This is a genomic window from Sphingopyxis sp. C-1 (assembly GCF_001047015.1).
Classification (GTDB): Bacteria; Pseudomonadota; Alphaproteobacteria; order Sphingomonadales; family Sphingomonadaceae; genus Sphingopyxis.
Genome location: NZ_BBRO01000001.1, coordinates 90057 through 116618 on the forward strand (window position 1 = coordinate 90057; position 26562 = coordinate 116618).

The window sequence follows — 26562 nt, forward strand, 5'->3', positions numbered from 1 at the left end:
GAATATGGGACAGGGTCAATCCTCGATTGCGCGTATCGGTAAAGAGGCGCCTGGCGATCCGCTGATCGCCTCCATCCTCTTTGTTGCGCAGCACTTCGGCCAGAATTTCCAGCGCGGCGCCCTCTCGGCACTGGCGCGCGATGAAAAGGGTTTCCTCCCTTTTCATCAGGCCGAGGCTGCGCTCGATCTCTGCTTCATCAACAATGAGCGGCTCTACGCGCGCAAGGTCCGGAACCTTGCGCGCGAACTGCCTGCGATCGTCCGCCGTACCGACGGCGGCTGCGCCGTGCTGCTCGAGGCGAAAGACGACCAATATCTCGTCTGGGAACCTGATGCCGATGCACCGGTCTGGGCCGACGAAGCGACGGTCGAAGAAAGCTACGCCGGACAGGCGGTCGCGGTTTCTGCCGATCCGACCGCGATCCGCGCCGAAGAGCGGCCATGGGACGAGCAGGCGAAGCGCCATTGGTTCTGGAGCGAGATCCGGCGGATGCGCCGCTCCTTCTATCCGGTGCTCGGCGCGGCGCTGATGATCAACCTGCTCGGCTTCGCGCTGCCGCTGTTCACGATGAACGTCTATGACCGCGTCATCCCGAACAAGGCGGTGTCCAGCCTGTGGGTGCTCGCGGTCGGCGCGCTGCTCGCTTTCGCGGTCGAATTCACGCTCCGCCTGGCGCGTGCGACGCTGCTCGACGATCTAGGCCGCGAACTCGACGTCAAATTGTCCGAGAAGATCTTCTCGAAAGTGCTGAATATGCCGCTTGCCGACCGGCGCGGGAGCACCGGCATGCTGGCGCGGCGCGTTTCCGAATTCGAGAGCTTTCGCGACTTTTTCGCCTCGACGACGATTGTGCTCATCGTCGACGTCGTTTTCCTGTTCCTGTTCCTGATCATGATCGCGGTGCTCGCGGGGTGGCTCGCACTGGTGCCGTTGACGATCATCGCCGTGATGGGCGTCGCAGGCTATTTCCTGCAGCGCCGGATGGTGCAGGCTTCGCTCGACAATCAGGCGGACGCCAGCATCCAGCATTCGATGCTGGTCGAGGCGATCGGCGGGGCCGAAACGGTCAAGAGCTGCGCGGCCGAAGGGCAGGTGCTTGGGCAATGGCGCCGGATGGTCGACACCAGCGCGCGGACGCAGGCGACGATGCGGCGCACGGGCGCGGCAGCCATCAACCTCGCGACGCTCGGCCAGCAATTTTCCAGCCTCGCGCTTGTGGTCGGCGGTTTTTATCTGTTCGACGCGGGCAAGATTTCGATGGGCGCGATCATCGCGATCGTCATGCTCGCGGGTCGGTCGATGGCGCCCGTCGGGCAGCTCGCATTCCTGATGACGCGCGGTCGTCAGGCGCTGACGACGATGGCGAGCATCCAGCAGATGATCGAGGCGGACGACGAACGCCGCATGGGCAGCAGCGCGCTCAACCTGACGATCGACACCGGCAATGTCTCGGTCGAGGGCCTGTCGTTCACCTATCCGGGTGCCGCGGCGCCGTCGCTGACCGATATCGACCTCAAGATCGAGGCGGGAGAGCGGATCGCGATCGTCGGCCGCGTCGCGTCGGGCAAGTCGACGCTCGGGCGCCTTCTCTGCGGTCTTTATGCGCCTGAGGCGGGCAATATCTTCGTCGACGGGCTCGACAGCCGCCAGCATTCGCCGATCTACCTCCGCTCGCAATTCCGTTTCGTTGGGCAGGATGCCGTGCTGTTCAGCGGCTCGATCAAGCAGAATATGCAATATTGCGCCCCGGCGGCCACCGACGCCGAGCTGCTCGCGACGTTGCAGTCGATCGGCGCCGACCGTTTCATGGGCCGCGACGAAACCGGGCTCGACCGGGGAACGGGCGAGCGCGGTGGACAGCTTTCGGGCGGCCAGCGCGGTTTCCTGACCATCGCGCGCGCGCTTGCTTCGCCCTCGCGCCTGCTTTTCCTCGACGAGCCGACCGGCGCGATGGACACGCAGAGCGAGCGACTCTTCATCCAGGCGCTCGATAAGGCCGTCGCGAAATCGCAGACGGTGATCATCGCGACACACCGCGAGGCGATCCTTCAGATGTGCGACCGCATCATCGTGATCGACGGCGGCCGCATCGTCGCCGACGGCCCGCGTGCCGAAATCCTCGCGCGGACGACCAAGGAACCGACATCATGATCCCGGAACTCAACGTCGGGCGCGACGGCGCCGCCAGTGCCGACGCGCCGTGGGCCGGCGAGCGGCAGGGTTCGTCGAAAAACCTCAAGCTGGTCCTGCTGGGTTTTGCGTTGATAGCCGCCGCAATCCTGTTCGCCTCGTCGAACGATCGCCTGTCGCGCTTCGTCGAGGATGTCGTCGCCGATTGGACCGCCGACCCTGTCGAAACCGCCAGGGCCGCAAAGCAAAAGGCGATCGCGAAACTGATCACCGAGACCGAAACCAACTCGGTCGTGCCCACCGCCGAGGGCGCTGACGCGGTGGCGCGCAATGCGCTGCTCCCCGTTTCAACCTTGCCGGTCGAGGCCGCACGGCCCTTCATCATGCCGACCATCTCGCTCGCTCAGTCGACCAATGCGCAGCGCTGCCTGACGCAGGCGATCTATTATGAGGCCGCGACCGAATCCGACGCGGGCAAGGCGGCGGTCGCGCAGGTCATCCTCAACCGGATGAAGCACCCTGCCTATCCGAATACCGTTTGCGGCGTTATTTATCAGGGCAGCTCGCGCCCGGGCTGCCAGTTCAGCTTCGCGTGCGACGGTTCGATGCGCCGCCCGCCGGTGCCCGCGCTGTGGCGTCGCTCGGCCGAGATCGCGCGTGCCGCATTGTCGGGGCATGTCGAGGTAAGCGTCGGCATGGCCACGCATTATCACGCCAATTATGTCCTGCCGCGCTGGGCCCCGAAGCTCACCAAGATCGAACAGATCGGCGCGCATATCTTCTATCGCTGGCCCGGATCGTGGGGGAAACCCAAGGCTTTCTCAGACGCTTATGCCGGCGCCGAATATATCCCCGCATTCAGCCAGCTCTATCAGGGCGGCACCGCGACGGCCGAGGCGTTGCCGGGCGAGGCGATCGCGGTCGAAGGCGTACCACCGCCGCGCGATCCGACCGACCACCGCGCTGACAACGACGTCGGCGGCCGCGTCGACGTGACGAAGGGTTGGGTGCCGAATATTCCCGACCCGACGCAGGGCAAGTCGCGTTTCGACAGCCTGACGAACCAGCAGGGCGCCGCCGTCGCACCCGAAACCCAGCCCGGAAAATAGCGCATGTCGATCGTAAAATTCTGGCAGCGCCTGCGCGGAAGCGAGCAGATCATGGTCGCCGCCGCCGCCGGCTTCGTTCTCTTCCTGCTGTGGGCGAGTATCGCGCGCGTTGACGAGGTGTCGCGCGGGCAGGGACGCGTTATCCCATCGTCGAAGGTGCAGATCATCCAGTCGGCCGAACCCTCGACGATCCGCGAAATCCTCGTCCGATCGGGGCAGACGGTGCAAAAGGGGCAATTGCTCGTTCGCCTCGACAATACGACATCGCAATCCGAACTCGGCCAGCTCGAAACCGAAAATGCCCGCCTCGCCCAGCGCGCCGCGCGCCTCGCGGGAGAAGGCAGCGGGGCAGGGTGTGCGGGGGCCGATTGCGGCGATGAAGCGCGGCTTGCCGAGGTGCGGCGATCGTCGTTGCAAAGCCAGCTCGCGGCGCTGTCCGCCGGGGTCGAGCAGCGCCGACGCGACATGGGCGAAGCGCAGGCCACCGCCACGTCGCTCGAAAGCAGCCTGCGCCTCGCACGGCAGCAGGTCACGATGCTCGAACCGCTCGCCGCCAAGGGCGTCGTGCCGCAGACCGAGCTGCTCACCGCGCAGCGCGAGGTCGTCGATATCCAGGGCCGGCTTGCCGCGGCGCGTCAGGCGATTTCAAGGTCGCAGGCAGCGGTGCGCGAAGCGGGCGCCGAAGTGTCGCGCGCGCGCTTCGACTTCCAGCAGGAGGCGCTCAACGAACGCAGCCAGCTCACGACCAAGATGGCGGTGAATCAGGAAACGATCCGCGGCGCCGAAGGGCGTCTTGCGCGGTCGGAGATCCGTTCCCCGACGCGCGGCGTCGTCAACGACCTGCTCGTCAACACGCTGGGCGGCTATGTGAATGCGGGCGAAAAGATCATGCAGATCGTGCCCCTCGGTGACAAATTGCTGATCGAAACGCGCGTTACCCCGCGCGACATCGCCTTCATCAAGGTCGGCGACCCCGCGAACGTCAAGGTTACCGCTTATGATTTCTCGATCTATGGCGGCCTCAAGGGCAAGGTCGTGCGCGTGTCGGCAGACAGCATCTATGACGAGGTCGAGCGACAGGCCTATTTCACCGTCGTCGTCGAAACGACGAACAGCTATCTGACGTCGAACGGCCGGCGGCTGCCGATCACCCCCGGCATGCTATGCGATGTCGAAATCGTGACCGGCAAGAAATCGGTGCTGAGCTACTTGCTCAAGCCGGTCTTGAAGGTCAGCGGGTCGGCGCTCACCGAACGCTGATTGTTCAGCGCGAGCGTATAGGATTTTTGCGACGCCGGGATCGCGGTGAGGTTCGGTGAGGGCTGGGTGCCGCGATAGGCGTGGACCCAGCGCCGGTTCTCGCTGAACGACAGCACCGGGCGTACCGCATTCGACCGGCTGCCGTCGTACAGCCGGTCGGTCACATTATCGAGGACGAGCTTCCCGGCGTCGGTCTGGACGAGCAGAAAGGCATGGTCGGCATTTGCGGCAAGATCGCGGAGCAGCACCAGCTTCATGCGATCGGCATCGACCCCGGCCGCGCGCAGCATCTGCATCTTCAGGATCGCGAAATCCTCGCAATCGCCTTTGCCGCGCGCGATCGTCTGTTCGGCGGTCGCCCAAAAATCGCGCTGACGGTAATTGCGGTCGTCATTCACATAGGCGATCTCGCGATTGACCCACTGATTGACGCGCGCGAGCAGGTCCTGCTCGGCAAGGCCCGGCGAAGCGTTTGCGCTGCGCAGCTTGCTTTGCATCAGCCCCGCCGGCGCGGCGCGGCGGACATGGTCCCAGCGGTCGTCGAAACGTGTGCGCTTGACCGGGATCGCGCGGGTGCCAAGCTCGGCGGCCGGATCATATTCGGCGGTTTCGGCGAGCGGCGCGAAGATCGACAGCGCGCCGCAGTTTGGAGCAGGCGCGAAGGCGATCGGGGTGCGGCTCGCGGGTTCGAGCGTGTGGCGGACGGGGAAAGCATCGAGGCCGGCGTCGACCGGCGCTGCGGGGGCGAATGCGGGTGCCGCGCTGCCCTGCTGGTCGGCACGGATGCGATCGAGCGCGCTTGGCGCACCGCCCAAAATGGCGCGCGAAATGTCGGCGCGCGCCGGCGGTGCATAGCTTGCCGTGACGGGGCACGCCGCCTTGCTGTCCGCCAACGCCTTGTCGTTGAGCAGCTTTGACGAGGCTTGCGCAGCCGACGGCGTCAGCGCCGCGGCGGCAAGGGCGACCGAGACAGGAAGCCATCGCGACTCGCCAGCGACAAGATGGGCATGCTTTCTCATGCCACCCGATTTGACGCGGCGGCGTGAGGATATGCTTCATGACGATAGTAAACGCGCCATTCAGCACGTTTCCGGAAAGCGGCGCTTTAAACCGCGCCGGGCTTGAGCGTGAGCGGCAGTCCGGCGGTTAGCAGCACCACTTCGTCGACCGTCGCCGCGACCGACTGGTTGAGCAGCCCCGCTGCGTCGCGGAACGCGCGCGCGAGCGCATTGTCGGGCACGATGCCCAGGCCGACCTCGTTGGCGACAAGGATGAGCGTGCCTTCGAAGCGGCTGATTGCTTGGCATAATTGTTCGCCAGCCCGCGGAATGTCGACGTCGGCGAGCAGCAGGTTCGAAACCCAGAGCGTCAGGCAATCGACCAGGACGACGGTTTTGCTGCAGCTGACGGCGTCGATCGCCTCGGGCAGGTCGCGTGGTGCCTCGATAGTGGTCCAGCGCGCATCGCGGTCGGCCCGATGACGTGCGATCCGGTCGCGCATTTCGTCGTCGAAGGCTTCGGCCGTCGCGATGAAAACGGGATCGCCGCCTGCGGCTTCGGCGCGCGACTGCGCATAGCGGCTCTTGCCCGACCGCGCGCCGCCCAGCACGAAAAGCGACGTCCCGCTCATGCGCCGACACCCGCGATCCGCAGCATCGCGTCGATATCGGCATGCGCGGCGAATTCGGCCGCAATGTCATCGAGCGCGGTATCGACGTCGGCGACATAGTTACGCCCGCTACCCGTAACGTCGATCCGCGCGAGCAGCGCATGACGCAGTTCGGGCGACGCGAACATGCCGTGCAGATAGGAACCGATCACCTTGCCGTCGCCGCTGACCGCGCCGTCGCGGGCAGCGCCTGCCACTATGGCAAAGGGGCGTTCCGTACCGGGACCACGCGTCTCCCCCATATGCATCTCATAACCTCCGACCGGCACGCCAAGCGCCGTTCCCTCCACATGACGGAGCATCTTGGCGGGCGACAGGATCGTTTCGACGTCGAGCAGGCCGAGCCCCTCGACGTCGGCCGGCACCCCCTCGATCCCCAGCGGATCGGCGATCCGTTTGCCCAGCATCTGGTACCCGCCGCACAGCCCGACGATCAGCCCGCCGCGTCTGTGGTGCGCCTTGATGTCGATATCCCAGCCCTCGGCGCGCAGCGCGGCCAGATCGGCGATCGTCGCCTTCGATCCGGGCAGGACGATCATCGCTGCCTCGGCCGGAATGGCGCGGCCCGGCGGCACCATCACGATCTCGACCCCGGGCTCGAGCTTCAATGGATCGAGGTCGTCGAAATTCGAAATGCGCGGCACGATGGGGCAGGCGATCATCCGTCGTCCCTCACGCGGGTCGGCGGGGCGTTCGAGGATTACCGCGTCCTCGCTTGGCAGACGTGCGGCGGCGGCGAGCCAGGGGATGACGCCGAAACCCGCCCAGCCGCTCCGCCGCTCGATCTCGCGATAGCCATCGTCGAACAGCGCGGGATCGCCGCGAAACTTGTTGATCAGGAAGCCGCGGATCATCGCGGCATCGTCGGGCTCGATCACCGCGCGCGTTCCGACGATCGAGGCGATCACGCCGCCGCGGTCGATATCGCCGATCAGCACCACAGGAACGTCGGCGGCGCGCGCGAAGCCCATGTTCGCGATATCGCCCCGCCTCAGATTGATCTCGGCGGGCGATCCCGCACCCTCGACGATGACGATATCGCATTGGCCACGCAGGCGATGATAGCTTTCGAGCACTTCGGCCATCAGCGCGCCGCGCGCTTCGCGGAAATTGCCGCTGCCCAGCGTCCCGCGCACGCGTCCGTGGACGATCAGTTGCGAAGTGCGGTCGGCCTGCGGCTTCAACAACACCGGGTTCATGTCGCTGTGGGGGGCGACGCGGCACGCGATGGCTTGCAGCGCCTGTGCGCGCCCGATTTCGCCGCCGTCGGTGGTAACCGCGGCATTGTTCGACATATTCTGCGGCTTGAACGGCCGGACGGTGAGGCCGCGATTGACGAGCGCGCGGCAGAGGGCTGCGACAAGCACCGACTTGCCGACATCCGACCCGGTACCCTGCAGCATCAGCGCAGCCATGCCGCGCCTCCCGCAAGCATCCAGAGGAACAGGCAGGCGCGCAGATAAATGGCGAGCGCGCGGTCGATCTCTTCGCCGCCTGCGCCTTTTGCTCCATCGCCGATCCATGCTTTGTCGTGCATGACCCCGTCATAGGCGATCGGCCCCGCGAGCCGAAGCCCCAGCGCGCCTGCCATTGCCGCCTCGGGCCAACCGGCGTTCGGCGAGGCATGATTGCGGGCATCACGCCACAAGATGCGCCAACCGCCACCGCCCCCGAGGCACAGGAGCAGCCCTGACAGCCGCGCTGGAATCCAGTTGAGGAGGTCGTCGAACCGCGCGGCCGCCCAGCCGAAGGCGTGCCAGCGTTCCTCGCGGTGGCCGATCAGGCTGTCCGCGGTGTTCACCGCCTTATACGCCCACACGCCCGGCAGGCCGAGGAGGAGCAGCCAGAAGAGCGGCGCAGCGATGCCGTCGCCAAAACTTTCCGCGAGGCTCTCGATTGCCGCACGCGCGACGCCGGCCTTGTCGAGCGCGGCGGTATCGCGACCGACGATCAGGCCGACGGCGTCGCGCGCGCCGGCAAGGTCACCGGCATCGATCCGTTCGCCGACCGCGCGGACATGGTCGAACAGGCTGCGCTGCGCGAGCGCGGGCCAGGCGAGGATGGCGACGCCGATCCAGCCCCAGTCGCCAAACATGCGAAGCAGCCATTGCTGGGCCGCCCAGCCAATGCCGCCCGCGACAAGCAACAGCAGGGCGAGCGTCACCACGCCGAGCATCCGCCGCGCGGCGGAGCTGCTTTCCGGGCGATTCCAGTGGGCCTCGCATCGGTCGATGATGCGCGCGAACAGCCCGACCGGATGGCCGATACGGCGATAGAGCGCGCCCGGCCAGCCGAACGCGGCGTCGAGTGCGAGCGCGGTGAGCGCGACCGGATCAGCCATCGGCCAGAGCGGCTTCGAGCCGGGTGAGCGCGCTTGCGTCGGCGGGCAGGCCGATCCGCAGCCAGCGCGGCCGGTCGGAAAAGGGGCGGGTCAGGATCGCGCACCGCGCCAGCCGCTGGAACAGCGCGTGCGCATTCTCGGCCTCGATCAGACGAAAGAGCGGGCAGGCGCCGACGGGCTGAAACCCGTGTTGTGCCAGCATCGCGTCAAGCGCTGCTGCCTCTTCTGGCAGGCGCTGCCGCGCCGCCGCGATCCAATCGGCATCGGCATAGGCGGCGGTGCCAATCGCGATCGCCGCCGCCGATAGCGGCCATGCGCCCAGCCGATCGCGCAGTGCCGCGACGATGGCTTGCGGTGCGACCACAAAGCCGAGCCGCACCCCCGCGAGCCCGAAGAATTTGCCGAACGAGCGAAAGACGATCAACTTTTCCGCGTCATCGACCGACCGCGCGACGTTGACCAATGGATCGACGTCGGCAAAGGCCTCGTCGACCAGCAGCCAGCCGTTCCGACCGTCGAGCAACGCGCGTACCCGGTCGGCGTCTATCGTACGTCCATCGGGGTTATTGGGATTGGCGAGGATCAGGTTGCCGGCCGAATTTTGCGCCGCCGTGCCGTCGATTGCCATACTGCCCGCGATCATGTCGCCATGGGTACGATAGCCTGGGGCGACATGCTGCGCGGGGCCGCCGATCAGCGACCCGACCAGCCGCAGCCCGATTTCAGTGCCCGGCACCGCGCAGATATGCTGTGCGGCCACTCCGAAATAACTGGCGGCGACCGCTTCCAGCCGTGCCAGCGCGGGCGGGTCGGGCAGCCGCTGCCAGTCGAATGTCATTTCGGCGGCGCCGGGCCATGGTCGTGGGTTGATTCCGGTCGACAGATCGATCCAGTCGCCGTCGCCGAAATGGCGTTTGGCGGTTTCAAGGCCGCCGCCGTGCCATGTCCACGCGCCGGTCATGCGACGTGCGCCAGCAGTAGCGCGGCGGCTAGGAGCGTGCTTTCGCCGATCTCGATCCCGGCGCCATGGCCATCGCCCGAAATGCCGCCGATCCTGCGTATCAGCCACCATCCCCAAAGCAGGAAAACGAGCGGCGCGGTCAACAGCGAGGGTGATATCCACACGGCAGCAACGAAAGCCAGGCTCCAGATCAGGAAATCCACCGGGCGCACCGCATCGCGAAAGCGCGACCCCAGTCCGGCGTGCAGGTCGGGCAGCGCGCGCGACCAGATGAGCGGTCCGATCCGCGCCGCGAACGGAACCAGCGCGATCGCGGCCAATGCGCCGTGGTCGAGCAGCGCGTGAAGCAGCACCAGCTTGGCAATCAGTTGCAGCGCAATGGCGACGACCGCGAAACTGCCGACATGCGGGTCGCCGAGCACCGCGATCAACCGCGCGCGATCCTTGTGCGCCGCGCCGCTCGCATCGGCGATGTCGCCGAGCCCGTCGAGATGCAGCGCGCCAGTGACCGCGACCCAGACGATCAGCGCAGCGAGCGCGCCCGTCCACGGATCGATCCGCGCCCCCGCCCATCCGGCGCCCGCGACAAACGCCCCGACGATCAGCCCGACCGCAGGAAACCAGCGCATCGACGCCGCGAACTCGTCGCTCGACACGGAAATACGGGGTGTCGGCAGCCGCGTCAGAAACTGGATCGCGACGATCAGCCCTTTCATGGGTAGAGCCCCGCGATCTGCGCGCTCGTGGGCTCGCCCGGCCAGACGCGCAGCGAAAGCAGCGCCGCATAAGACAGCTCGAACGCCCAAAGCTGGCGCTGATCAAACCCGCACAGACTATGCAACGCGGCGCGCATCGATCCGCCATGCGCAACGACCAAAGTCGGGACGGGCGCAAGATCGGCGATCGCCGCCGACACTCGCGCGATCAATGCCGACCAGCGTTCTCCCCCCGGCGGCGGATGCCCATCGGGATCGTTCCAGAAGCGGCCGAGCGCATCGGTATCGACCTCGCGCGCCGCCTTGCCGTCCCACTCGCCGAAATCGAGTTCGCGCCAGCGTGCATCGACCGTCAGCGGCAAGCCCACGACCTCGGCGATCGCGGCCCCCGCATCGCGGCTGCGGCGCAGGTCCGACGCGACAAGCCGTTCGATGCCAAGGTCGGAAGCCTGCGCGACACACGCGGCGATGCCTTCGGCGGTCGATGCGCCATCGGTGCGTCCCATCAGCAGGCCCGCCTGTTCGGGCGCACCGTGGCGCAGCAGATGGAGCGCGAAGGTCGTCACAGCGACGCCGAAACCGCCGCTTCGGCAAAGGTGGCCATCTGGTCGTGAGCGGCGAGTGCGCTGCGGATGATATTCGCCGCCACCGCCGCGCCGCTGCCCTCGCCCAGCCGCATGTCGAGCGTCAGTAGCGGATCGAGGTCGAGCAGGCTGAGCAGGCGCTTGTGCCCCGGCTCGGCTGAGCAATGCCCCGCGATGCAATGCGCGGTAATCGCGGGATTCTCGGCGGCAAGCGGCGCAATCGCCGACGAACAGATAAAGCCGTCGAGCAGCACCGGTATGCCAAGCTGCCGCGCACGCAGCACCGCACCCGCAATCGCCGCAGTCTCGCGCCCGCCGACGCGCCGCAGCGTCTCGAACGCCGAGCGCGGCGCGGCGGCGTGACAGGCGAGCGCACGGTCGATCACCTCGACCTTGCGCGCGACGCCATGGCCGTCGACGCCGGTGCCCGGACCGACCCAACCGCCGACGCTGCCCGCGAAGCTGCGCGCGCACAGCGCCGCCGCGGCGGTCGAATTGCCGATGCCCATCTCGCCGAGAACCAGCAGGTCGAGGTCGGCGTCGACCACGGCGGCCCCGCGGTTCAGCGCGTCGAGGCAATCGGTTTCGCTCATTGCGGCTTCTATGGTGAAGTCGGCGGTCGGCCGGTCGAGGTCGAGCGCGACGACGGTCAATTCGAGGCCCGCTGCTTCGGACAGGGCGTTGATCGCCGCGCCGCCGCTTGCGAAATTGGCCACCATCTGCGCGGTTACGCCCGGCGGAAAGGCGCTGACGCCGTGGACCGTTACGCCATGGTTCCCTGCGAAGATCGCGGCGCGCGCGCTGGCGATTCGCGGACGCGCCTTGCCCTGCCAGCCGGCGAAGAAGATCGCGAGTTCCTCGAGCCGCCCGAGCGATCCGGCGGGTTTGGTGAGTTCGCCCTGCCGCACGCGGGCGTCGCTCGCCGCGTCGGCGTCCGGGTCACGCAGGTCGGTGAGTGCGGCCTCGAAAGCCTGAACAGAAGCAAAGCTGGTCATTCGGCGACAAATCCTGGCGGCGGGGTACGGGTGATGAAATGGCCTTTGACGCCTTCGGGCCACAGCGAAAAGGGGACGCCGCCATGCTCGCTAGCGGCATAATGAACCGCATAATCGAGGATCGCACGGGCAGATTCCGCATCGCCCTGAAACCGCCCGAGGACATAGCCGACCTTGTCGGGCGCGCGCAGATGGACGGTGCAATGATCCTGGCACGCGAACAGGCACGCCATTTCCTGCACGGCGATGCCGGCATAGCGCGGCTCGTCCTGCTTGAGACGCCGGAGCGCCTCGACGAGCCGCGCGCCACCGCGCATGCCTGTCGCGTCATCCCGGGACTCGCGGCTGTGGCGGCAGGTGTTGCACACCACCACCGCCGGGCCGGGATCGACGCGCGTCAGCATTATGCCGCCGCAGGGTGCGGAGGCGCCGGAACCCCCACCGCGACCAGCGCGCGATAGAGGGCATAGAGCCCGATCAGGATCGCGCCATTGCGCACGAACTGTTCGGCGAGCAGGTCGGGCGCCATTGCGGTGTGCAGCCCGCCAAGGACAAGCGCCCAGCAAAGAATGATCGCCTTGAACGCGGTGAACCCCGCCGCATAGGCGAGGCTGAGCCGCGCCGCGACCGAGCGATATTCCAGCGCCTGTAACGCCGCATAGCTTGCAAGCGCCGACCCGACCGCCGCCGTGCCCAGCCCGGCGCCCCACGCCAAGGTGCTTCCGTCGCGCGGATAGCCGAGCAGGAAGAAGCCGACGAGCTGGCTGACCGCCCACGCCATGACCATCAGCGCCAGCCCGTCGCGGCGGCGCAGATGCACCGCCGCGAGCGCCGCGAGCGACGGAAAGGGAGTGGCGCAACCGAGCGCCAGCGTCGTTATGCTGCTCGCGGCGGTGAGCAACGACACCCACAGCGTCGATGCGCTCCGGTCCGACAGCGCCGCCATCAGAAGCGTCCCCTGATGCCGGCGTAGATGCTGCGGCCGAGCGAGCCATAGCGGAACGCCGTCATATATTGCTCGTCGAAGACATTTTCAGCGCGCGCGAACAACTTCACATTGTCGGCAAGCGCATATTCGGCGCGCAGGTCGACGAGCGTATAATCGTCGAGCCGCTGTGCATTGCTTGCATTGTCATAGCTCTTGCCCGACCAGCGCACCGCCGCGCCAAGCTCGAGCCCGAAGTCGAAGCCATAGCTGGCCGATGCGTTCGCCGTCTGACGCGGGCGGCGCGGCAGCCATTTACCGAAATTTGCGGTGCCCACCGACCGGTCCTCGGCAACGATCCAGCTATAATTGCCGTCGAGCTTCAGCCCGCCGAGCGTCAGCGCAGCAGTGGCTTCGACGCCATGCGCTTCGCTGCGCGCAACGTTCGAATAATATCCGAAACGCCGCGTCGTCGGATCACCAGGCACGAAGCACATCGGGTTGGTCGTTGTTGACGAACAGCTATTATAGATGATCTGATTCTTCGTTCTGCGGTCGAACCAGGCCCCGCCGACGACCAGCTTCTGATCGAACAGATGCTGCTCGATGCCGGCTTCCCAGCCACGCGCCTCTTCGGGGTCGAGCGCGACATTCCCATACTCGCTGAACTGCTGATAGAGCGACGGCGCCTTGAACCCTTCGCCATAGCTTGCGCGCAGCACGGTGCCGGTCGAGAGCCGCCAAACCCCGCCAGCGGCGAACAACGTCTGGCCGCCAAAGCTGTCGTGATCGTCGTAGCGGACGCCGCCGTTGAGCGTCAGCCCGTCGAGCGGTTCGACGCTGAGCTGGCCGTAGACGCTCGTCAATTCGGCCTTGCCGCGCGCAAAAGCCGGGACCGGCGTCGCGAGCGAGGCGGCGGGCGATCGGCTGCGGAAATCCGACCGTTCATTCTCGACTCCGAAGATCGCACTGATGCGGTCGGTGAAATCGAAACTGCCCTGATATTCCCAGCGCTTGTTCTTGCCGTCGGCCTCAAAGCTTTGCGGCCGCGCGCGGTCGGGGTTGAAATTGTCGCGGTTGGTATCGGTGTAGGCGTAAGCAACGCGGTTGCGGAATCGCCCGCCGATAAGGTCGAAATTGAGCCCCGCGTAACCGACGAACTCCTTGTTCAGCCCATAATCATTGCTGTCGACATTGAAGCCGTCGAATTCGACCCGGCCGCTCGAATAATAGCCGCGCACCTCGGCGCTGACATTGTCGGCGAGCGCGAGTTCGGCGCGGCCGGAGAGATTGGTGTTGCGATAGCCATCGCGCTCGACACCGCCGAACGCCTTGGCATGCGAAGAGATCCCGTCGGTCGTGAAGCGCTGGCCGCCGATGCGCCAGCTCAAGGGACCGGTGCGCCCGCCGACCGCGGCGCGCGCACTCACGGTCTGTCGCGATCCTGCTTCCAGGTCGAAGCTGCCTTCGAGTTCCTTCTCGGGCGAAGCCGTCACGACGTTGACGACGCCGCCGATCGCCTGGCTGCCCCACAGGATCGACTGCGGCCCGCGGAGCACTTCGATCCGCGAAATATCGCCAGCGAGCAGATTGGTGAAATTGAAGCCGCCGCCGGTCGACGACGGATCGTTGAGCTTCACCCCGTCGATCACGACGACACTATGGTCGGATTCGGCGCCGCGGATGCGCAGCGAGGTGGACGTGCCATAACCGCCGTTGCGCGAGATGCTGATCCCCGGCGTGCGGAGCAGCAGTTCGGTAACGCCGATATCTTGCGCGCGGTCGATTGCCGCCTTGTCGAGCACGGCGACCGAAGCGGGTATCTCGTCCAGCGTCAGCGGTGCACGCGTCGCGGTGACGATGATGCTGTCGCCGTCGGCGGCGACGGCATGCGCGGTGGACGCGTCTTCGGCGGAGGCGGCGGACGACGCCGCGACGGCGGCAAGGCAGATCGAACTTCGGAAAACAAATTTCAACATTGGGTACCCCATCGACAAGGCCGCCCATGCGCACGGTCGATGCGGTTGTCCTTGGGACGCACGACATCGCCCGCGCCCATGCGCAGCCAGCTTTGTCGTCATGCGGGTTCACCCCCGTCCGCCCGGCACACCCTGTCCGCGCGAAAGACGACGGCGACGGGCAGGTCTCCTGGCTTGCGGGTCAGCGCCGGTCGGCCGCCTTCTCGGAACCGGGGTCCCAATGGCGCGTGGCCGATGGCTCGCCGCGTACAGTTGCAGGGGCAGCCGGGGTTTTCCCGTTCCCTCTTAGTCCCCGTCGCCGGGGAACCTGTCGCTTGCCGCCGCCGTTAGCCGCATTTCCGGGCCGTGGTCAATTGCTGCGATGCAGCAGGCTCGCGATCAGAAGAGTCCGGGCAATTCACGCTGTGCCGCGCTCGGCCGGTCGGGGCTCAGCATTTCGGGCTCGGCCATGATCGCGGCGCTGCGGCGCTGCGCCGCCGCGCCGGCGCTCGCGTCGGCGATGCGCGCTGTACAGGCGGTGCCCGACAGAAAGCCTATGGCGGCGCGGATCGACGCCTCGCGCGGGTCGCCGAGCGGGACACTCAGATCGTCGTTCGCGGCGCAACTGTTGGCGATCTTGGGCGCGAGCCCGTCATAATAGTCGCTCTGTCCGGTGGCGTTACCCGTTGCAAAGGCGACGACGCGCATGCGGTCGTCGCATTCGGCCTTGTCGAGCGCGATCTGGCCGACGGGCTTGCCATAGGTGTTGCTGCCGACGAGCGTCATATTGGTGCCGAGCCAGGGCAGCATCGAATTGATCACCAGCTCGCTCGCCGATGCCGTCGACCCAGAACCGATGAAGGCGATGCGCGTCGGCGCGATCGACTGGCTCACCGGGGTAAAGCGATGCTCGTCATTCTCCGCCGATTTGCTGGAACGAAAACGGGTTTGCGAGAAAATCTGTCCGGCGCGCCCCGCGCCCATCAGGTCGCCCATCAGATTGGCGGTCGAAACGAGTCCGCCGCCGTTATAGCGGAAATCGACGATGATGTCGGTCACGCCGCGTGCGCGAAAATCGGCAAAGGCCGCCTTTAGCTGGTCGTCCGCGGACGAGATAAAGGTGCGCAGGTTGATATAGCCGTAGCTGCGACCGCCCTCGGTGATGATCTTTGCACCATAGCGGTCGGAAACCGGGTCGAGCGAATAGTCGGCTTTCGTCACGGTGACATCGCGCGTGCCGCTGGCGTCGGTGATGCGCAGCACGCGGCTGACCCCGGGGTCGTTGGGGCCTAGCGCATCGGTCAGCCCCGCGGTGCCTTCGGCGTTCACGATGCTGGCGACGGTACGCAGATTGGCGTTGGTCGTGCCGATGGCGACGATCGCCGCCCCACGGTCGATCCCGGCGGCAAAGGCGGGAGCGCCTTCATAGGCTTCGGCAATGGCAATGCGCTGGTTCACCGCGTCATAGGCCAGGCGAATGCCGAAACCGGCGCTCGATCCGCTGGCGTAGAAGGCATTCTCCTCGGCGATCGAGGTGATGTAGGTGAAGAAGCGGTCCTTGTTCAGCGCGCGCGCGGGCGCGACGAGCGCGTCGATATAGGATTGGACATTGCTGTAACTCGCCGCGCTGACGCTCGCGACGTCGCTCGGGAACAGATACCATTCATCGATCACCGCCTTGGCAAAGGCCTGACGCGATGCAAGCCCGCAAGTGGGAGTCGGCGTGGGAGTCGGGGTCGGCGGGACCGTCACGGGGCCGCCGCTGCCCAGGCTTCCGTCGCCCCCGCCGCCGCACGATGCAAGCATCAGCGCGGCTAGTGTCACAGCCGCGATCGACCGTGCCGATTTGCTCATCGAAACTCTCCCCCGGTTCGACTCATTGTCCGATTATTCCGTGTCCGCGTTGCTGCTCCGGCCCTTAAAGCCCTGCGCGATGACATAAAGCTCGGGCGACCCCTTGCGGCTCGCCGGCGGTTTGGCGTGCTTTACCGTCGTGAAATTCTGTTTGAGGATCGTCAGCAATTCGCGGTCGGCGCCGCCTGCAAAGACTTTCGCGACAAATGCGCCACCGGGCTGCAGATTCTGCACCGCGAAATCGGCGGCGGTTTCGGCAAGGCCGATGGTACGCAGATGGTCGGTCTGCGGATGGCCGACGGTATTTGCCGCCATGTCTGAAATCACGAGGTCGGGGGCGCTGCCCAGCGCTTCGATCAGCGCGTCCGGCGCCGCATCGTCCATGAAATCCATCTCGAGGATGGCAACGCCCTCGATCGGTTCGCAGTGGAGCAGGTCGATCCCCGCAACGCGCGCGCGTGGGTTCGCCTTGCGCACGACCTGCGACCAGCCGCCGGGCGTGATGCCAAGGTCGACGACCGCGCGAGATTTCTTGAGAAAGCCGAATTTTTCGTCGAGTTCGATCAGCTTGTAAGCGGCGCGCGAACGATAGCCCTCGGCCTGCGCGCGGCGCACATAGGGATCGTTGAGCTGGCGCTGCAACCAGCGCGTCGACGAGACGCTGCGCTTGCGCGCGGTTTTGACGCGCACATGCAGGCCGCCGCGGCCGCTGCCGCCTTTTCCGCTCGCACCGCTCATTTGCGATACTCGCGCCGGGTGACCGGGATGTCGCGGCCTTGCATCGCAAGGCAGCGCAAAATTCCCTCGCGGATGCCGCGATCGGCGACGCCCACGCGCGCGGCGGGCCACAGGTCGATGATGCTTTCAAGAATTGCGCAGCCCGCAACGACCAGATCGGCGCGCTCGCGGCCGATGCATGCGATTTCGGCACGGTCGGCGATGCTGGCGTCGGCCAGGCGGCGGCTGATGTCGCGCATTGCATCCGAGGGGACGACCAGTCCGTCGACCGCGCGCCGATCGTAACGCGGCAGGTCGAGGAAAACGCTGGCAAGCGTCGTCACCGTGCCGCTGGTGCCGAGCAGGCGCAGCGGCTGGCCCGCGAAACGTTCGGCGCGATCGGCAAAGGCGGAAAAGGCGCTCCGCGTCACTTCGCGCATATGCGCATAAGCGGCTTGCCGCCCGGCAAGGCTGTCTTCGGGCAGCGGGGCATGTTCGGTGAGTGACACGACGCCCCACGGCACGCTGATCCAGTCGTGGATCTTCACGTCATGGTCCGACACGTCAACGTGCATCAATTCGGTCGAGCCGCCGCCGATGTCAAAGATCAACGCAGGCCCTTCGCCCGGCTCCATCAGATTGTGGCAGCCAAGGACCGCCAGTCTCGCTTCCTCGGCGGCCGAAATGATGTCGAGGACGATGCCGGTTTCGCGGCGGACGCGTTCGGCCAGTTCCTCGCCGTTGGTTGCGCGGCGGCAGGCTTCGGTCGCGACCGCGCGCGACAGCGTTACGTGGCGGCGGCGCAGCTTGTCGGCGCAGATCGACAGCGCCGCGACCGTGCGGTCCATTGCGGCGTCGCTGATCTTTCCGCTGCCGTGGAGGCCTTCGCCCAACCGGACGATGCGCGAAAAGGCGTCGATGACGACCAACTCGCCATTTTGCGGGCGCGCGATAAGGAGCCGGCAATTGTTGGTGCCAAGGTCGATTGCGGCATAGCTGCGCGGCCGCGTGATCGGCATCGGGCGTGCATCGCCACCTGCCTTGTTTCGTCCTTTCGCCGCCGGCCCTGTCCTCGAACCCGGCCGCGGCGGTCGCCCTGATGGCGCTGCCATTTGCCGCATGGCTAGTATAACCTGTTCTGCTCACGCGTCCGCAAAACCGCGAACGTGCACTTGGGGCGAACCTAGGCTTCCGCCGTCCCATTGGCAAGCTTCGCCTCCCGCGCGGCGCTGCGCGCAAAGAAAACCCCGCCCGGCGCGGGGCCGGACGGGGTGCAAGGGAAGAGGGAATTATTGGGGGTCGGGACAGCCTCTTAACGGCAGCCGTCATTCCCCTTGTCGATCGCGCGGCCGGCGAGGGCGCCGACAGCGCCGCCGATGATCGTGCCGACCGTGCGGTCGCCGCGGCCGGCAATTTCATGACCGGCAAGGCCGCCTGCGATCGCACCGATCACGGTGCCGCCGGTGCCATTGTCGCACTGGCGATAATTGCGGCGGTCACCGCGGTAATAGCGACGGTCGTTACGGTAATCGCGGCGGTTGTCCCGGCGATAGTCGCGGCGGTCATAACGGCGATCGTCGCGGTCATAGCGAACGTCATAGCTCGAATAGCCGTCGCGGTCGTAATAGCCGTTCTGCGCCGCAGCGGGAGCCGCCATGCCCAGCGTCGCAGTGGACATCAGGGCGGCGATCGAGAGGGTCACCATCTTTTTCATTTTCGTTCTCCTTCGTCGTCGTTGGCCCATCCGGGCTTTGTCGATGATCATGTTTTGCCCGATTCGCATTGAGCCAAGCCTGAACGTAGCTGTTGGCTGGCGTTCAGCTTTCTGCGGTGAAATGCTTTTCTTTCGCTGGCGGCCGTTCTAACTCCCGCGGCGATGCGCCGCCTACTTCCCGCCGCCCTGATTTTCCTTGCCCTCGGCCCCGTGCCCGGCACCGTCATGCGCTTTCCGACCGATGATCTGACGCAGGCGGCCTCCGCGCGTCCGTTGGTCTTTCCGTCCGAGGAGACCGGCCCGATGCGATTCGTTCGTGGCTGGCACCTCGTCAGCCCGCACAGCCGCTTCGGCGGCTTCTCCGCGCTCGCGCGCACCGCGCCGGGGCAATTTCTGCTCGTCGGCGACAATGGCTATTCGACACGCCTGTCGCTCGATTCGCGTGGCGCGGTGTCGTCGGTCCGGGTCCGCGCGCTGCCGACGATCGACGGCCGTCCCGCACGAAAGTCGATGGCCGATGTCGAGGCGATGTTCGTCGAGGCGGCCAGCGGCAAGGTCTGGCTCGCGCTTGAAGGGATAAATCAGATCTGGCGGCTCGATGCCGATCTTTCGAAAATCGAATCGCGCCGCAAACTGCCGCAGCCACGCTGGCCGAAGAACAGCGGACCCGAGGCGATGGCCCGGCTGGCCGACGGCCGCACGGTCATCTTTTCGGAAAATGCCGATGACGATCCGCGCGGCCGCGAGGCGCTGATCTACACCGGCGATCCCGCGGCGCCCGGCCCGGCGCCGATTCGCTTCTTTTACGATTCGGCAGGACGCGGACGGATCAGCGACGCTGCGGCGCTGCCCGACGGCCGCATCCTGCTCGTGCACCGGCGGCTGGGCTTTGACCCCGTCTTCACGACGGTGATCGCGATCGTCGATCCCGCGGACATCGAAAAGGACGCCGTCGTTCGGTCGCGGACGATCGGCCGCGTGCCCCGGCCGCTTGCGGAAAATTACGAGGGCGCGGCGATTTCGGTGGAGGAGGGCCGCACCTGGCTGTGGCTTGTCGCCGACGATAACTTCAATGTCTGGCAGCGCAGCCTGCTGCTTCAGTTCGAGCTTGTCGACCTGCCGCCCAAAAAGACGCCGGACAGCAAAAAGGCCGCGCGGTAACCCGGCGGCCTTCTGCTATTCGAAAGACTTGGAAGCTCAGGCGGCCTTTTCGGCCAGCTTCTTCGTGACTTCCTTCTTCACCTTGCGGGCATTCGCCGAAAGCTGGTCGTCGCCGGTCTTGAGCAGCCAGTTGTCGAGGCCGCCATTATGTTCGACCGAACGAAGGCCGTGCGTCGACACGCGCAGCTTCACACCCTTGCCGAGTGCGTCCGACAGCAACGTCACATTCTGCAGGTTGGGCAGGAAGGTGCGCTTGGTCTTGTTGTTGGCGTGGCTGACATTGTGGCCAACCTGGCGGCCCTTGCCGGTCAGTTCGCAGATGCGCGACATCGTCTTCGTCCTCGTCAAAAAAATTCGGATCGGCGTCCGGGCACTTCCCGCGAAACGGGTAGAACAGGACCGGAGTGAGCCGGGAAAGGCGCGCGCTTATCGGCTTGCCGGAGATTCGTCAAGCGAATAGGGCGCTTTTATGCCTTCGTTCCCGTTTCCCGAACCGATGCGCCGCGCGCTCGATCTCGCCCGCATCGCCGCGGAATGGGGCGAAGTGCCCGTCGGCGCGGTGATCGTCAAGGATGGTGTGACGATCGCCGAAGGTCACAACCGTCCGCGCGAATCGCACGACCCGACCGCGCATGCCGAAATCGTCGCGATTCGTGCGGCGGCGGCAAAGCTCGGCAACGAACGCCTCGACGGCTGCGACCTCTATGTCACGCTGGAGCCGTGCGCGATGTGCGCGGGCGCGATCGCGCATGCGCGCATTGCGCGGCTCTATTATGGCGCCGACGATCCAAAGGGCGGCGCGGTCGTCCACGGCCCCCGCACCTTCGCACAGCCGACGATCCACCACCGGCCGGAAGTTTATGACGGGATAGGCGAGGGCGAAGCGGCCGCACTGCTCAGGGACTTCTTCGCGGCGCGGCGCTGAATTCGGCCGCGTCGGCATTGGGGTGGGGAGCGGACGTTTGCTACTATGTTGTACCCCGGCGAAGGCCGGGGCCCACGGCTTTAGAAAGCCGAGCTGTGCGGATTGCCGCCCTGGACCCCGGCTTTCGCCGGGGTACACATTACCGTCGTTAGTTTCCGGTCGTTTTTTCGCTCTCGTCATCCCGGGCTCGACCCGGGATCCCGCTTTTTGACGCACTCACCGACTTCGACCTCCAGCGGGACCCCGGATCAAGTCCGGGGTGACGATATGGAGAGGGCAGCTCCCGGTCGATTTCCGCCAATTCGTCCGGAACATTAGCGAATAACCGGAACGGGGCGGTAAACGGTCGAATCTCTTCGGCCCACGGAGCATGGAACGCGATCTTTCCTACAATATCTTGCCATGATCTACGCTGCCTGATGACCTACGATCCGATAAAGCCACAAAGAACACATGTCCTGCCTGTGCATGCGGGGCTTTTGTGGCCTTAACGGCGGCAGCAGCGGTCGTGCCGCCCCGTCGCGGGGCGCGAATTGCGAGTGAAGTTCGGCAGTTTCGGGCCGTTTCCCGGTTTTGGCTGCCGCGCCGGTTTGCCGATTGCCTGGGCTCACCCGCCGCTCTAACCTCGACCCAGCTTTTTAAGATGGAGGATAGCGGGTGAGCGACGTCAGCACGGCAAGCGAAATCTATATCGGTCTTGGCGGGGGCGGAGCGGCGGACGGTCCGCGCCAGTCGCTGGTGCTCAAACGCGCGAATCGCCACGGGCTGATTGCCGGCGCGACCGGCACCGGCAAGACGGTGACCTTGCAGGGACTGGCCGAGGGCTTTTCGGCGGTCGGCGTGCCGGTGTTCGTCGCCGATGTGAAAGGCGATCTTGCGGGCATGGCGATGGCCGGCAGCCCGACCTCGAAAATGCACGAGATTTTTGCGGCGCGCGCTGCGGAGATCGGTGACAGCGAATGGGCCTATCGCGACAATCCGGTGATCTTCTGGGATTTGTTCGGCGAACAGGGACATCCGGTTCGCACGACCATTTCCGAAATGGGGCCTTTGCTGCTGGCGCGGCTGATGGGGCTCAACGAAGTGCAGGAGGGCGTGCTGGCGATCGCCTTTCGGGTTGCCGACGAACAGAATCTGCTGCTGCTCGACCTCGGTGATTTACAGGCAATGCTGGCCTGGTGTGCCGAAAATGCCGACGAACTCACGACCAAATATGGCAATGTCTCGAAGGCGACCGTCGGGACGATCCAGCGGCAATTGCTGACGCTCGAAACGCAGGGCGGCGCGAATTTCTTCGGCGAACCCGCGCTCGATATCATGGACATGATCCGCACTGACGAGAATGGCCGCGGTTATGTGAACATCCTTGCCGCCGACAAGCTGATGGCGAGCCCAAAGCTCTATGCGACCTTCCTCCTCTGGATGCTCAGCGAGATGTTCGAGACGCTTCCCGAGGTCGGCGACCCCGACAAGCCGAAGCTCGTCTTCTTCTTCGACGAGGCGCATCTGCTGTTCGACGACGCACCCCCCGCGCTTGCCGAAAAGATCGAGCAGGTCGTGCGTCTGATCCGTTCGAAGGGCGTCGGCGTCTATTTCGTGACGCAGAACCCGATCGACATTCCCGAAGATGTCGCGGGCCAGCTCGGCAACCGCGTCCAGCATGCGCTGCGTGCCTTCACCCCGCGCGACCAGAAGGCGGTGAAAGCGGCCGCTGAAACCTTCCGCCCGAACCCCAAGGTCGATGTCGCGCGCGAGATCACCGAATTGAAGGTCGGCGAGGCGCTGGTATCGCTGCTGATGGCCGACGGCGCGCCGTCGCCGGTCGAACGCACTTTGATCAAACCGCCCTGTTCGCGGGCGGGTCCGCTCGACGCCAAGGAGCGGGCGATCATCAAGTCGATCTCGCCGGTCGAGGGCAAATATGACACCGCCGTCGATCGCGAGAGCGCCGAGGAACTGCTCGCCGCAAAGGCCGAGCAGGCGCAGGCCGCCGCGGTCGAGGCCAAGGCGCAGGAAGCGGCCGACAAGCAGGCCGCAATCGCCGCGAAGGAAGAGGCGAAGCGCAAGGTCGCCGAAGAGAAGGCGCGGCTGCAACAGGAAAAGGCAGCCGCGCGCGAAGCCGCGAAACCGAGCTTCGCCGAAAAGATGGTCGAGTCGGCGGCGCGTTCGGCAGCGACCAATCTCGGCCGGCAGGTCGCGGGCAAGTTCGGCGGGCAGCTGATGCGCGGCATATTGGGCAGCCTGTTCAAATGAGCGATGCCGATGCCGCGCTGATGGAGGCGAGCCTGATGGCCGTCGCCGACGCCGGCATCGATATCCGCCACGCGCTGTTCGAGCGTTTCTTCGCCGCCTATCCGGGCCGCCGCGCGAGCTTCATTTCGATCGATGCGTCGTCGCGGCGGATGACCGACGAAACATTGCAGATGATGTTCGGCCTCGCGCAAGGCGAGGGATGGGTGTGGCCGCTTGTCGCCGAGCTCGTCTTTACCCACCGATCCTATGGACCGCTGCCGATCGCCGAATATGATGCCTTCATCGATATGACGGTCGAGGAACTCGGCGCCGCGGCGGGGGCGGCGTGGAATGCCGACACGGCCGCCGCGTGGCAGCGCCATGCCGATGCGCTGAAGGCGATGATCCGCAGGGCGCGCGCCGAATGGGAACAGGCGATGCCGGCGGGAGCGCCGCAGCCGGCCGGGTGACCGGCCGCGGCCTTTCCGCTATTTCGTCTTCAGCCAGCCTGCGATTTCACCCTTGATGCGCGGACGGCTGACGCTGCGTTCCTTCAAGGACGCCAGCGTCTTGTCATAGGGTTTGCGCACATCGGCGGGCAGCGGGGCCGCGATCCGCTCGAGCTTTGCGATCATCGCCGGATCGTTCGACGAGGCCGCCAGCCCGGCAAGGAAACGCGCCCGTGCCGAAGCGTCGATCAGCCGGTCGACGGCGGCCTGGTTGGCCTGTGCGAAATCGACCGCCTGTTCGGGGTGATTTCTGGCGACGGCACCGATGATCGAGGCGCTGACCGTCTTGCCGGGCTCGTCGGTCAGCGCGAGGTCGAGCGCGCGCTTCGCCAGCGTCGCGTCCTTTGCATTGCCGAGGAAGGTATAGAAGGCGCTGCGCTCGACCGCCGATTTCGATCCCTTCGCCAAGGCGCGCAGCTTCGTCCATTCGGCGTCGCTCGCGTTCGCCGCGACAATGTCGAGCCAGCGCGATTTCAGCGGGCCGTCGAGCGCCGCGGGATTGCCGTCCAGCAGCGCGAAGCGGCGGCGTGCTTCCGCCAGCACTTTTGCATCGCCCAACGTCCCGAGCGCGCCGAGCAGTTCGGAACGAAGGATGCTGTCGAGTGCGGGTTCGCCCGCCCGCGCGTCGAACCCAAGGCGCTGCATCGCCCGGGCGAGGGCTGCGGTGCCGCGTGCCGCAATCTGTTTCCGTACCGCCGGCTGGTCGTCGAAATAACCGTATAGCGCGGCGTAGCGCCCCGCGACGTCGCCGAGCAGTTTCGGGTTCGCGTCGCTGGGTGCCGCCGCGAGCAGGTCGAGCGCGGCGCCCATCGGTTGGTAGCCCGCATAGGCGAGCGCGAAATTGTCGCCGAGCAGCCCGAGCTGGTCGATCGGCGCCAGCTTGGCGAAATCGCCGCGGAGCGCCTGGAGCGCGGCGGGCGAATAGAGGGTGCGATAATAGCCGGCCTGACCCGCGTTGATCAGCACCGGACCGCAGCCGGGCAGCGTCAACGTGCCCATCCCGCCGGCGATCACCTGCCGCGCGATCGCACCATTGCCGGAACGCGCGAGCACGGGCACCTGCCAGCGGCGGCCTTGGGCATCGATACTGTCCTTGCGGTCGCGCGCGAATTCGCCCTGCGTCAGTTGGACGGTCGTGTTGCCACCGGCGCAGGTCACGCCGCCGACGCGGAGCAGCGGGATACCCGCCTGGCTCGTGAAATCATGCGCGATCGCGGTCAGCCCTTTCGCGCCCGCCGCCTCCACCGCATTCCACAGATCGTCGGTCCGCGTGTTCGCATATTTATGCTTCGCCATGTAGCTCCGCAGCCCACCGCGCCACACATTCTCGCCTGCATAGGCTTCGAGCATCGTGATCACCGCCTCGCCCTTTTGGTATGTGATCGCGTCGAACGCCTGATTGGTATCCTCTACGGTCCGGATCGTCTGGACGATCGGGTGGGTCGTCGCAAAGGCGTCGAGCGCCATCGCACCTTCGCGGCCGCCGACGCGGTCGAGCAGCGGCTGCCAGTCGGGGTGGAAATGGTCGCTCGCCTTGGTTTCCATCCAGCTTGCGAAGCCTTCGTTGAGCCAAAGGTCGTCCCACCACGCCATCGTGACGAGGTCGCCGAACCATTGATGCGCGACCTCATGCGCCTGCGTCGTATAGATTTGCTGGCGCGTCGCTTCGCTGGTGATCTTCGGATCGTCGAGCAGGATGCGCTCGAAGGTGAAGATCGCGCCCCAATTTTCCATCGCGCCGAAAAATTGCGACTGGCCGGGCCCCGCGACATTGTCGAGCTTGGGGAGCGGATAGGGCTGGCCGAAATAGTCGCTGTAATAGCCGAGCAGCGGGCCGAGGCTGTCGAGCGCGAAACGCGCCTGCTCGCCCGATCCCTTGGGCGAGACGATGCCGACTTCGGCGCCGCTCTCGCTCTTCGCGGCGAGCCGTTCGAAATTCCCGGTCGCGAAAAAGAGAAGGTAGGACGACATTTTGGGCGAGATTTCGAATGTCACCTTCTTTTTGCCGCCTTGGACTGGCGCTTCGCTCGCCACGGGCATGTTGCTGACGGCCAGATCGCCCTCCGGGACGGTCGCCGACAGAGTGAAAGTCGCCTTGTAGCTAGGCTCGTCAAAGCTCGGGACGAAGCGCCGCGCATCGGGCGCCTCGAACTGGGTGAACAGCCCGCGCACTTCATTGCCCGTGGCCTTGTCGGGATAATCGAGCGCGAAAAGGCCGTTCGCTTGCGTGTTGATCGTACCGGTATAGCTGGCGGTCAGGCGGTATTTGCCGGGTGCGAGCGGCTCGGCCGCTGTAAAGCTGGCCGTCTGCGCGGCGGCGTCGGTGGCGACGGTCAGCGGGATCGCCTTGCCGTCGGCGCCGGTCAGGCTTGCGCCGGCGAAGGTCAGGTCGAGCGCGTTCAGCGTCAACGTCGCCGAGGGAGCATAGAGTTCAAGATCGATTCCCGCTTCGCCGGTAAAGGTCAGCGCCTTCGCGTCGGGGACAACGCTGATGTCATAATGCACGGGCCGTGCGATGCGCGGCAGCTGGCTCGGCACGCTCGTATCGAGCGGCGCGCCCGTGAGTGCGGGCGTCGTGGCGGTGGGCCTGGGCGATTCGACCCCCGGCTGCGCGGCGCAGGCGGCAAGGCCGAGCGACGAGACGGCGGCAACGAGAAAATGGCGAGTCGAGAGTGTCATTGTTGCGATCCCCGGTATGATTTTGCGGCCCCGGCTAGTCCCAAGCGGGACGCCCTCGACGCCCCCTTTCGGCAGGCGGTCGTCCGGGCTCGACAGACGGCACGCGATGAGGCAGCTTTGGT

General features: G+C 66.1%; 24 protein-coding genes and 1 riboswitch. Of the genes, 7 read left to right on the forward strand and 17 right to left on the reverse strand.

The features are described 5' to 3' along the window. Positions 1 to 4: 4 nt before the first annotated feature. Genes SC1_RS00285 through SC1_RS00295 form a run of 3 tightly spaced genes read left to right on the forward strand, consistent with a single transcriptional unit; the run spans position 5 to position 4500 of the window. Positions 5 to 2152: a type I secretion system permease/ATPase gene (locus SC1_RS00285; protein ID WP_062176042.1), complete on the forward strand. Its 2148-nt coding sequence runs from the start codon at positions 5 to 7 to the stop codon at positions 2150 to 2152. Continuing rightward, positions 2149 to 3240 carry a cell wall hydrolase gene (locus tag SC1_RS00290; protein WP_062176045.1) on the forward strand — a complete coding sequence of 364 codons (1092 nt, stop codon included), beginning with the start codon at positions 2149 to 2151 and terminating at the stop codon, positions 3238 to 3240. The genes SC1_RS00285 and SC1_RS00290 overlap by 4 nt, the downstream gene beginning before the upstream one ends. 3 nt (positions 3241 to 3243) lie before the next feature. Next, the gene (locus SC1_RS00295; protein WP_062176048.1) at positions 3244 to 4500 is read left to right on the forward strand and encodes an HlyD family type I secretion periplasmic adaptor subunit; all 1257 of its coding nucleotides are present in this window, start codon (positions 3244 to 3246) and stop codon (positions 4498 to 4500) included. Here SC1_RS00295 and SC1_RS00300 read toward each other — a convergent pair. The 15 genes from SC1_RS00300 to SC1_RS00370 all read right to left on the reverse strand — a co-directional run bounded on the left by SC1_RS00300 (position 4446) and on the right by SC1_RS00370 (position 18934). Beyond that, on the reverse strand, positions 4446 to 5519 hold the full coding sequence (locus SC1_RS00300; protein WP_062176051.1) for a transglutaminase-like cysteine peptidase: 1074 nt from the start codon (positions 5517 to 5519) through the stop codon (positions 4446 to 4448). The genes SC1_RS00295 and SC1_RS00300 overlap by 55 nt on opposite strands. A gap of 86 nt (positions 5520 to 5605) precedes the next feature. Continuing rightward, positions 5606 to 6130 (reverse strand): bifunctional adenosylcobinamide kinase/adenosylcobinamide-phosphate guanylyltransferase, encoded by a 525-nt coding sequence (gene cobU / locus SC1_RS00305; RefSeq protein ID WP_062176054.1) that lies wholly within the window; start codon positions 6128 to 6130, stop codon positions 5606 to 5608. Then, on the reverse strand, positions 6127 to 7584 hold the full coding sequence (locus SC1_RS00310; protein ID WP_062176057.1) for a cobyric acid synthase: 1458 nt from the start codon (positions 7582 to 7584) through the stop codon (positions 6127 to 6129). Before SC1_RS00310 ends, cobU begins: the two co-directional genes overlap by 4 nt. Then, on the reverse strand, positions 7572 to 8510 hold the full coding sequence (gene cbiB / locus SC1_RS00315; RefSeq protein WP_062176060.1) for an adenosylcobinamide-phosphate synthase CbiB: 939 nt from the start codon (positions 8508 to 8510) through the stop codon (positions 7572 to 7574). The genes SC1_RS00310 and cbiB overlap by 13 nt, the downstream gene beginning before the upstream one ends. After that, positions 8503 to 9471: a threonine-phosphate decarboxylase gene (locus tag SC1_RS00320; RefSeq protein ID WP_062176063.1), complete on the reverse strand. Its 969-nt coding sequence runs from the start codon at positions 9469 to 9471 to the stop codon at positions 8503 to 8505. The genes cbiB and SC1_RS00320 overlap by 8 nt, the downstream gene beginning before the upstream one ends. After that, on the reverse strand, positions 9468 to 10187 hold the full coding sequence (locus tag SC1_RS00325) for an adenosylcobinamide-GDP ribazoletransferase (protein WP_062176066.1): 720 nt from the start codon (positions 10185 to 10187) through the stop codon (positions 9468 to 9470). Before SC1_RS00325 ends, SC1_RS00320 begins: the two co-directional genes overlap by 4 nt. Continuing rightward, positions 10184 to 10753 (reverse strand): histidine phosphatase family protein, encoded by a 570-nt coding sequence (locus SC1_RS00330; RefSeq protein WP_062176069.1) that lies wholly within the window; start codon positions 10751 to 10753, stop codon positions 10184 to 10186. Before SC1_RS00330 ends, SC1_RS00325 begins: the two co-directional genes overlap by 4 nt. Beyond that, complete coding sequence (cobT, locus tag SC1_RS00335; protein WP_062176072.1) at positions 10750 to 11766, reverse strand: nicotinate-nucleotide--dimethylbenzimidazole phosphoribosyltransferase; 1017 nt, start codon at positions 11764 to 11766, stop codon at positions 10750 to 10752. The genes SC1_RS00330 and cobT overlap by 4 nt, the downstream gene beginning before the upstream one ends. Further along, the gene (locus tag SC1_RS00340; protein WP_062176075.1) at positions 11763 to 12170 is read right to left on the reverse strand and encodes a DUF1636 domain-containing protein; all 408 of its coding nucleotides are present in this window, start codon (positions 12168 to 12170) and stop codon (positions 11763 to 11765) included. Before SC1_RS00340 ends, cobT begins: the two co-directional genes overlap by 4 nt. Continuing rightward, the gene (locus SC1_RS00345) at positions 12170 to 12712 is read right to left on the reverse strand and encodes a hypothetical protein (protein WP_062176078.1); all 543 of its coding nucleotides are present in this window, start codon (positions 12710 to 12712) and stop codon (positions 12170 to 12172) included. The genes SC1_RS00340 and SC1_RS00345 overlap by 1 nt, the downstream gene beginning before the upstream one ends. After that, a complete protein-coding gene (locus SC1_RS00350; RefSeq protein WP_062176081.1) occupies positions 12712 to 14670 on the reverse strand; it encodes a TonB-dependent siderophore receptor in 1959 nt (652 codons plus the stop codon). The genes SC1_RS00345 and SC1_RS00350 overlap by 1 nt, the downstream gene beginning before the upstream one ends. A gap of 141 nt (positions 14671 to 14811) precedes the next feature. Then, a riboswitch (cobalamin riboswitch) is annotated at positions 14812 to 14996 on the reverse strand. A gap of 52 nt (positions 14997 to 15048) precedes the next feature. Then, entirely contained in the window at positions 15049 to 16503 is a 1455-nt protein-coding gene (locus SC1_RS00355; RefSeq protein ID WP_062176084.1) for a S41 family peptidase, read from the reverse strand. A 33-nt stretch (positions 16504 to 16536) separates the two neighbouring features. Further along, positions 16537 to 17241, reverse strand: coding sequence for an RlmE family RNA methyltransferase (locus SC1_RS00360; RefSeq protein ID WP_062176086.1), 705 nt, complete (start codon positions 17239 to 17241; stop codon positions 16537 to 16539). Beyond that, a complete protein-coding gene (locus SC1_RS00365) occupies positions 17238 to 18341 on the reverse strand; it encodes a Ppx/GppA phosphatase family protein (protein ID WP_062176089.1) in 1104 nt (367 codons plus the stop codon). Before SC1_RS00365 ends, SC1_RS00360 begins: the two co-directional genes overlap by 4 nt. A gap of 191 nt (positions 18342 to 18532) precedes the next feature. Continuing rightward, entirely contained in the window at positions 18533 to 18934 is a 402-nt protein-coding gene (locus tag SC1_RS00370) for a glycine zipper 2TM domain-containing protein (protein WP_062176092.1), read from the reverse strand. A 162-nt stretch (positions 18935 to 19096) separates the two neighbouring features. On the opposite strand from SC1_RS00370, the gene SC1_RS00375 reads away from it, so the two are divergent. After that, positions 19097 to 20095, forward strand: coding sequence for an esterase-like activity of phytase family protein (locus SC1_RS00375; protein WP_062176095.1), 999 nt, complete (start codon positions 19097 to 19099; stop codon positions 20093 to 20095). Positions 20096 to 20131: 36 nt separating this feature from the next. Here the strand turns inward: SC1_RS00375 and rpmB are convergent, their stop codons facing one another. Then, positions 20132 to 20425, reverse strand: a complete 294-nt coding sequence (rpmB, locus tag SC1_RS00380) for a 50S ribosomal protein L28 (RefSeq protein ID WP_062176098.1) — start codon at positions 20423 to 20425, stop codon at positions 20132 to 20134. 139 nt (positions 20426 to 20564) lie between these two features. Between rpmB and tadA the strand changes: the two genes are divergently transcribed. The 3 genes from tadA to SC1_RS00395 all read left to right on the forward strand — a co-directional run bounded on the left by tadA (position 20565) and on the right by SC1_RS00395 (position 23722). After that, a complete protein-coding gene (gene tadA, locus SC1_RS00385) occupies positions 20565 to 21020 on the forward strand; it encodes a tRNA adenosine(34) deaminase TadA (protein ID WP_062176101.1) in 456 nt (151 codons plus the stop codon). A gap of 657 nt (positions 21021 to 21677) precedes the next feature. Beyond that, on the forward strand, positions 21678 to 23273 hold the full coding sequence (locus SC1_RS00390; RefSeq protein WP_193749071.1) for a helicase HerA-like domain-containing protein: 1596 nt from the start codon (positions 21678 to 21680) through the stop codon (positions 23271 to 23273). Next, positions 23270 to 23722 carry a hypothetical protein gene (locus tag SC1_RS00395; RefSeq protein WP_062176104.1) on the forward strand — a complete coding sequence of 151 codons (453 nt, stop codon included), beginning with the start codon at positions 23270 to 23272 and terminating at the stop codon, positions 23720 to 23722. Before SC1_RS00390 ends, SC1_RS00395 begins: the two co-directional genes overlap by 4 nt. Before the next feature lie 18 nt (positions 23723 to 23740). Here SC1_RS00395 and SC1_RS00400 read toward each other — a convergent pair whose 3' ends face one another. Further along, positions 23741 to 26440, reverse strand: a complete 2700-nt coding sequence (locus SC1_RS00400) for a M1 family metallopeptidase (protein ID WP_062176106.1) — start codon at positions 26438 to 26440, stop codon at positions 23741 to 23743. Positions 26441 to 26562: the final 122 nt, after the last annotated feature.

Coding starts and splice junctions, on each gene's coding strand:
- SC1_RS00400 (WP_062176106.1), bottom strand. CDS start 26,440: ATGACACTCTCGACTCGCCATTTTCTCGTTGCCGCCGTCTCGTCGCTC.
- SC1_RS00325 (WP_062176066.1), bottom strand. CDS start 10,187: ATGAAAGGGCTGATCGTCGCGATCCAGTTTCTGACGCGGCTGCCGACA.
- cbiB (WP_062176060.1), bottom strand. CDS start 8,510: ATGGCTGATCCGGTCGCGCTCACCGCGCTCGCACTCGACGCCGCGTTC.
- tadA (WP_062176101.1), top strand. CDS start 20,565: ATGCCTTCGTTCCCGTTTCCCGAACCGATGCGCCGCGCGCTCGATCTC.
- SC1_RS00340 (WP_062176075.1), bottom strand. CDS start 12,170: ATGCTGACGCGCGTCGATCCCGGCCCGGCGGTGGTGGTGTGCAACACC.
- SC1_RS00290 (WP_062176045.1), top strand. CDS start 2,149: ATGATCCCGGAACTCAACGTCGGGCGCGACGGCGCCGCCAGTGCCGAC.
- SC1_RS00360 (WP_062176086.1), bottom strand. CDS start 17,241: ATGAGCGGTGCGAGCGGAAAAGGCGGCAGCGGCCGCGGCGGCCTGCAT.
- SC1_RS00320 (WP_062176063.1), bottom strand. CDS start 9,471: ATGACCGGCGCGTGGACATGGCACGGCGGCGGCCTTGAAACCGCCAAA.
- SC1_RS00345 (WP_062176078.1), bottom strand. CDS start 12,712: ATGGCGGCGCTGTCGGACCGGAGCGCATCGACGCTGTGGGTGTCGTTG.
- cobU (WP_062176054.1), bottom strand. CDS start 6,130: ATGAGCGGGACGTCGCTTTTCGTGCTGGGCGGCGCGCGGTCGGGCAAG.
- SC1_RS00375 (WP_062176095.1), top strand. CDS start 19,097: ATGCGCCGCCTACTTCCCGCCGCCCTGATTTTCCTTGCCCTCGGCCCC.
- SC1_RS00350 (WP_062176081.1), bottom strand. CDS start 14,670: ATGTTGAAATTTGTTTTCCGAAGTTCGATCTGCCTTGCCGCCGTCGCG.
- SC1_RS00300 (WP_062176051.1), bottom strand. CDS start 5,519: ATGAGAAAGCATGCCCATCTTGTCGCTGGCGAGTCGCGATGGCTTCCT.
- SC1_RS00310 (WP_062176057.1), bottom strand. CDS start 7,584: ATGGCTGCGCTGATGCTGCAGGGTACCGGGTCGGATGTCGGCAAGTCG.
- SC1_RS00355 (WP_062176084.1), bottom strand. CDS start 16,503: ATGAGCAAATCGGCACGGTCGATCGCGGCTGTGACACTAGCCGCGCTG.
- SC1_RS00370 (WP_062176092.1), bottom strand. CDS start 18,934: ATGAAAAAGATGGTGACCCTCTCGATCGCCGCCCTGATGTCCACTGCG.
- SC1_RS00365 (WP_062176089.1), bottom strand. CDS start 18,341: ATGCGGCAAATGGCAGCGCCATCAGGGCGACCGCCGCGGCCGGGTTCG.
- SC1_RS00285 (WP_062176042.1), top strand. CDS start 5: ATGGGACAGGGTCAATCCTCGATTGCGCGTATCGGTAAAGAGGCGCCT.
- SC1_RS00295 (WP_062176048.1), top strand. CDS start 3,244: ATGTCGATCGTAAAATTCTGGCAGCGCCTGCGCGGAAGCGAGCAGATC.
- rpmB (WP_062176098.1), bottom strand. CDS start 20,425: ATGTCGCGCATCTGCGAACTGACCGGCAAGGGCCGCCAGGTTGGCCAC.
- SC1_RS00395 (WP_062176104.1), top strand. CDS start 23,270: ATGAGCGATGCCGATGCCGCGCTGATGGAGGCGAGCCTGATGGCCGTC.
- cobT (WP_062176072.1), bottom strand. CDS start 11,766: ATGACCAGCTTTGCTTCTGTTCAGGCTTTCGAGGCCGCACTCACCGAC.